6 protein-coding genes are annotated in these 5,145 nt (G+C 67.3%); 4 read left to right on the plus strand and 2 right to left on the minus strand.

Annotation, left to right across the window (positions count from 1 at the left end; genetic code table 11):
• Positions 1-118: 118 nt before the first annotated feature.
• Genes ACT89H_RS29220 through ACT89H_RS29230 form a run of 3 tightly spaced genes read left to right on the plus strand, consistent with a single transcriptional unit; the run spans position 119 to position 1,933 of the window.
• Positions 119-850: a rhomboid-like protein gene (locus ACT89H_RS29220; RefSeq protein WP_445111892.1), complete on the plus strand. Its 732-nt coding sequence runs from the start codon at positions 119-121 to the stop codon at positions 848-850.
• A gap of 37 nt (positions 851-887) precedes the next feature.
• Positions 888-1,577: an endonuclease NucS gene (gene nucS, locus ACT89H_RS29225; RefSeq protein WP_445111893.1), complete on the plus strand. Its 690-nt coding sequence runs from the start codon at positions 888-890 to the stop codon at positions 1,575-1,577.
• Between the two features lie 47 nt (positions 1,578-1,624).
• The gene (locus ACT89H_RS29230; protein ID WP_445111894.1) at positions 1,625-1,933 is read left to right on the plus strand and encodes an Rv1322 family protein; all 309 of its coding nucleotides are present in this window, start codon (positions 1,625-1,627) and stop codon (positions 1,931-1,933) included.
• A gap of 99 nt (positions 1,934-2,032) precedes the next feature.
• Here the strand turns inward: ACT89H_RS29230 and ACT89H_RS29235 are convergent, their stop codons facing one another.
• Together ACT89H_RS29235 and mce are read right to left on the minus strand one after the other, a co-directional pair.
• Positions 2,033-3,034 carry a coiled-coil domain-containing protein gene (locus ACT89H_RS29235; RefSeq protein WP_039796353.1) on the minus strand — a complete coding sequence of 334 codons (1,002 nt, stop codon included), beginning with the start codon at positions 3,032-3,034 and terminating at the stop codon, positions 2,033-2,035.
• An 86-nt stretch (positions 3,035-3,120) separates the two neighbouring features.
• Complete coding sequence (gene mce / locus ACT89H_RS29240; protein ID WP_445111895.1) at positions 3,121-3,594, minus strand: methylmalonyl-CoA epimerase; 474 nt, start codon at positions 3,592-3,594, stop codon at positions 3,121-3,123.
• 127 nt (positions 3,595-3,721) lie between these two features.
• Here mce and ACT89H_RS29245 point away from each other — a divergent pair, with 127 nt between their 5' ends.
• A complete protein-coding gene (locus ACT89H_RS29245) occupies positions 3,722-4,900 on the plus strand; it encodes an acetyl-CoA C-acetyltransferase (protein ID WP_445111896.1) in 1,179 nt (392 codons plus the stop codon).
• The last annotated feature ends 245 nt before the right edge of the window (positions 4,901-5,145 follow it).

A 5,145-nucleotide genomic window follows, 5' to 3' on the forward strand; every position in this document is an offset into this window, starting at 1 on the left:
CTGAGGCGAGAACGTTTCGCAGCAATTTCGTAGGGAACTATAAGCACACGCAGCCTGCGGACGACGATGATGGATGGCGGGGATGGATCGCCCTCCCACGCGAACAACGGAGGTATGCATGGTCGTCGCGACGACGCCGGATCACACGGCGCCGCCCGATTCCGCCACGTCGGCACGCCCGCAGTGGTGGCGGCCGAGGCTGCCCGCGACGGCCGTGTACCTGGTGGGGCTGGTTGTCGTCTCCGCGGTCTTCTCCGTACTGAGCGACTCCGCGCAGACAAGGGTGGTTCTGCACGCGAGTACGAACCTGCACAACCTGCTCGACGGCCGGATCGGGACGTTGCTGGCAAGCGCGTTCGTGATCGGTGACGTCGTCGGGTCGTGGGTGATCATCCCGCTGCTGGCCTGTCTGCTGGCTCTCGCCGAACTGCGCTTCGGTGCGCTGAGGTTGGTGCGCGTTCTACTGGCCGGCCACATCGGCGCCACGTTGTTCGTCGCGGCGGGACTGTGGGTGGGTGTGGAGGCCGGATGGGTGCCCGCGAGCATCCGCTGGGCCGAAGACGTCGGTGTCAGCTACGGCGCCATGGCATTGATCGGAGCGCTGGTGGCTGCCCTGCCCTACCGGTGGCGCGTCGCCTGGTCGACGCTGTGGTTCATCGTCGCGGTCGAGGGTGTGCTCATCGAGCAGACCTTCACCCAGGTCGGGCACTTGGTGGCGTTCACGATCGGCACCGCGGTCGGCTTCTTCATGGTCTGGACCAGGACGACCACTCGGCGGCGCCTCACGCGGATCGAGAGCGCGTTGCTCGCCGTCAGTGTGGTCCTCGCGGCGATTCTGCTCATGGGCTGACGGCAGCGGCCTGCCGGCGTTCGCCTACAGTGCTTGGGTGCGCCTTGTGATTGCTCGCTGTCAGGTCGACTACGTAGGGCGGCTCACCGCCCATCTTCCGATGGCCCGCAGGCTACTGCTGATGAAAGCGGACGGCTCGGTGCTCGTGCACTCCGACGGCGGCTCGTACAAGCCGCTGAACTGGATGAGCCCACCGTGCCGGCTGGAGGAACGCAACGGCGATGCGCAGCTGCCGGATGGTGCGAAGGCGCTGTGGGTGGTTGCCAACAAGGCCGGCGAAGAGCTTCGCATCACCATCGAGGACATCGAGCACGACTCCTCACACGAACTGGGCGCAGACCCCGGTCTGGTGAAAGACGGTGTCGAGGCTCACCTTCAAGAGCTGCTTGCCGAGCACGTGCACACGCTCGGCCCGGGCTACACACTCATCCGCCGCGAGTACATGACCGCGATCGGCCCGGTGGATCTGCTGTGCCGGGATGCCGACGGCGGCACCGTGGCGGTGGAGATCAAACGGCGCGGTGAGATCGACGGCGTCGAACAGCTCACTCGCTACCTCGAGTTGCTCAACCGGGATCCGCTGCTGGCTCCGGTGGTGGGCGTCTTCGCCGCCCAGCAGATCAAGCCGCAGGCACGCACGCTCGCCGAGGATCGCGGCATCCGCTGTCTCACGCTCGATTACGACGCCCTGCGCGGCACGGAGAGCAACGAATTCCGCTTGTTCTGAACTTCCCGGGCACGCGGGGCTCGCGCGGGGAGTAATAGGCTTGTCGCATGCCCCGCCGGAAACCGCGTTCGGACCGCCATCTTGATCACTCCCGGGTTGGGGGTGCGCCGATCGGGGACGTTTTCGGACGAACCGAATCGGGTCCGGACGATGACGAAACATATGTGGTCCGCACCATTCCGGGCACCCGCGCGATAAAGACCTACCGCTGCCCCGGCTGCGATCACGAGATACCGCCCGGCGTCGCGCACATCGTCGCGTGGCCCGCTCATGGCGGAGAAGAGGACCGCAGACATTGGCATCGTGGGTGCTGGAACGGCCGCCGCACTCGGCGGATCACCCGGCGCTGGTCCTGAGGCTCACACCTGCCAAGGTGCGAAATCGAGGAAGGCCGCCCCGGCGGGGCGGCCTTCGGTCATTTCGGTTCAGTTCGCTGCAGTCGCCGTGGCCCGACGTCAGTTGCTGATGTCGGCGCTCTCGCGCTCTTCCGAGTCGATCTCGTCGTCCTCGGTGGCGACCTCCGGGATCGCCTTCTGCCGGGAGCCGGTGACCGACTTGGTGTTGCCGCCGATCGACTTGCGCTGATCCGGAACGCCGTCCAGCAATTCGCTTTCCCGGTTGACCGCGGCGAGCATGGCGGGCACCGAGTCCAGCTGCCCGCGGATACCGAGCAGCTGGGCGAGCACCCGGCCGCGCAGCACGCGCATCTCCTCGGCCAGCTCCTTCGCGTGCGCGATCTTGCGCTCGGAGGTCTGGGTGGCGGAGGTGATGAGGCGGTTGGCCTCGTCGGTCGCGTCCTTGATCCGCTGCGCGGCCTCGGCGCGGCTGGTGGCCTCGAGCTCCTCCATGGCGCGGGTGAGCTTGGTGCGACGCTCGGCCATCGTGGCCTCGAAGTCTTGCTGGGTGGCCTTGCGCTTCGCGTCGGCTTCCTTCGCGATGCGGTCGGCTTCGGCCTGGGCGGCCTCGATGATCTTGGCGGACTCGGTGCGCGCGTTCGCGAGGGTCTGCTCGAATTCGATTTCGAGCGCCTCGCGCTTCTCCTTGGTCTCCGCCAGCAGTGACTCGTACTTGCCACGCATCTCGGTGGCCTGCTGCTCGGCGATCGACACCATTTCCGCGGCCTCGGCCTGCGCCAGAGCACGAACCTCGGACGCCTCGTCGGAGGCAAGCCGGAGCATGCGGGAAATACGGTCGGACATGCCTTCCGCGGTGGTCGGCGGCACCGAGAGTCGGTCGACCTCCTTACGGAGTTCGTCGATCTCGTCGCGCGCGTCTTCCAGCTGGCTCGCGAGGTTACGTGCTTGGGCCGCAGCCGCATCGCGGTCGGTGGCGGTGACTCTCAGTTCCGCGTCGAAGCGGTCGAAGTAATTACGCACCTCGTCTTGCGCATAACCCTTGCGCACAACGGTGAAGGGCAGTGCAACGAAGCGATTGCGATCGGACTCGGGTGACGACATGGCACACAAACTACAGCCTGAAGACAGCCGATGGTGACTCGACTGCGAATGTCATTCCAACGAGTTTGCCCGACCTGACGTCGATACTAATGCGTAACATTCGCGTTGGGTTCGACCAACTCGATCAGCACACCTCCAGCATCCTTCGGGTGGATGAAATTGATGCGGGAATCGGCCGTTCCGTGCCGCGGGGCCTCGTACAGCAAACGCAGGCCCTTGGCGCGCAGGTACGCGGAGACGGCCTCGATGTCGGTCACGCGGTAGGCCAATTGCTGCAAGCCGGGCCCGCTGCGGTCGATGAACTTCGCGATCGTCGACTCCGCGTTGAGCGGCGCCAGCAACTGCAGGGCAGTGGCGCGGTCGGGTGCGCCGGGCAGCGACAGCATCGCCTCGTGCACGCCCTGGGCCTCGTTGACCTCGCGATGGGTCTCGATCATGCCCAGATTCTGCGCGTACCAGGCGACCGCGGCGTCCAGGTCCGGCACCGCGATGCCGACATGGTCCACCGCGGTCACGTAGTCGGCGGGGATGAAAGATGACTGTCCGATAACGTTGCTCACCATTCGAAAGTAGCGCGACCTGGCACGGGGCGCGCTGGACACACCCGCTACCGTTGAGTAGAACACCTGCTCTCGTACCTCACGGTATGGGCGCGAGCAGGTCCGATCTACGAATGCGAGGCTCGTCGTGACCACTTCCGTGATCGTCTCCGGTGCGCGTACCCCGGTCGGCAGGCTGCTCGGAGGTCTGAAGGACTTCAGCGGTTCCGATCTGGGCGGGCTCGCGATCAAGGCGGCGCTGGAGAAGGGCGGTGTCGCGCCCGACCAGGTCGACTACGTGATCATGGGTCAGGTGCTCACCGCGGGCGCGGGGCAGATCCCGGCCCGGCAGGCTGCGGCGGCCGCGGGCATTCCGATGGACGTGCCCGCGCTGACGCTGAACAAGGTCTGCCTGTCGGGCATCAACGCGATCGCCCTCGCCGACCAGTTGATCCGGGCGGGTGAGTACGAGATCGTCGTCGCGGGCGGTCAGGAGTCGATGAGCCAGGCGCCGCATCTGCTCGAGAAGAGCAGGGAGGGCTTCAAATACGGCGACGTGACCCTGCGTGACCACATGGCCTACGACGGCCTGCACGACATCTTCACCGATCAGGCCATGGGCGCGCTCACCGAGCAGCGCAACCAGGCCGATCGGATCAGCAGGGAGGAGCAGGACGCGTTCGCGGCGGCTTCGCACCAGCGCGCGGCGGCGGCGTGGAAGAACGGCGTCTTCGACGACGAGGTGGTCCCGGTCGCGGTGCCGCAGCGCAAGGGTGATCCGGTGCTGGTGACCACGGACGAGGGCATCCGCGCCGACACCACGGCGGAGTCGCTGGCGAAGTTGCGTCCGGCGTTCCGCAAGGACGGCACCATCACCGCGGGCACCGCGTCGCAGATCTCCGACGGAGCCGCGGCGGTCGTGGTGATGAGCAAGGCGAAGGCGCAGGCGCTGGGTCTGAGCTGGATCGCCGAGATCGGCGCGGCGGGTGTGGTCGCGGGCCCGGACTCGACCCTGCAGGACCAGCCCGCCAACGCGATCGCCAAAGCCTGCGCTCGCGAGGGCATCTCGCCTGCCGACCTGGACTTGGTGGAGATCAACGAGGCGTTCGCCGCCGTCGGTATCGCCTCCACCCGGAAGCTGGGCATCGACCCGGAGAAGGTGAACGTCAACGGCGGCGCCATCGCCATCGGTCACCCGCTGGGCATGTCCGGCGCCCGCATCCTGCTGCACCTGGTGCTGGAATTGAAGCGCCGCGGCGGCGGGGTCGGCGCGGCCGCGCTGTGCGGTGGCGGCGGGCAGGGCGATGCGCTGATCGTCCGCGTCTGAGCCCGGCGGGGCGAGTCCCCACCCCGAATCGTCAACCGATGGCCGCCCCGACGTGGGCGGCCATCGGCCGTTCTGCCGGCCTCGCATCACCACCACAATATGACCCGATCGGACGACCCGCGGCCGCCGGTCGCGTCGTCGGAGCAGCCGGTCACTCGGCACGCCTCGCCTACCGGGCACAGCCGGACGCAGTCCGTCCTCAGTCCCGCGCATGGCCGGAGCGAAGGCGGAGGTACGCCTAACGG

The sequence above is a fragment of the Nocardia aegles genome, from assembly GCF_052545135.1.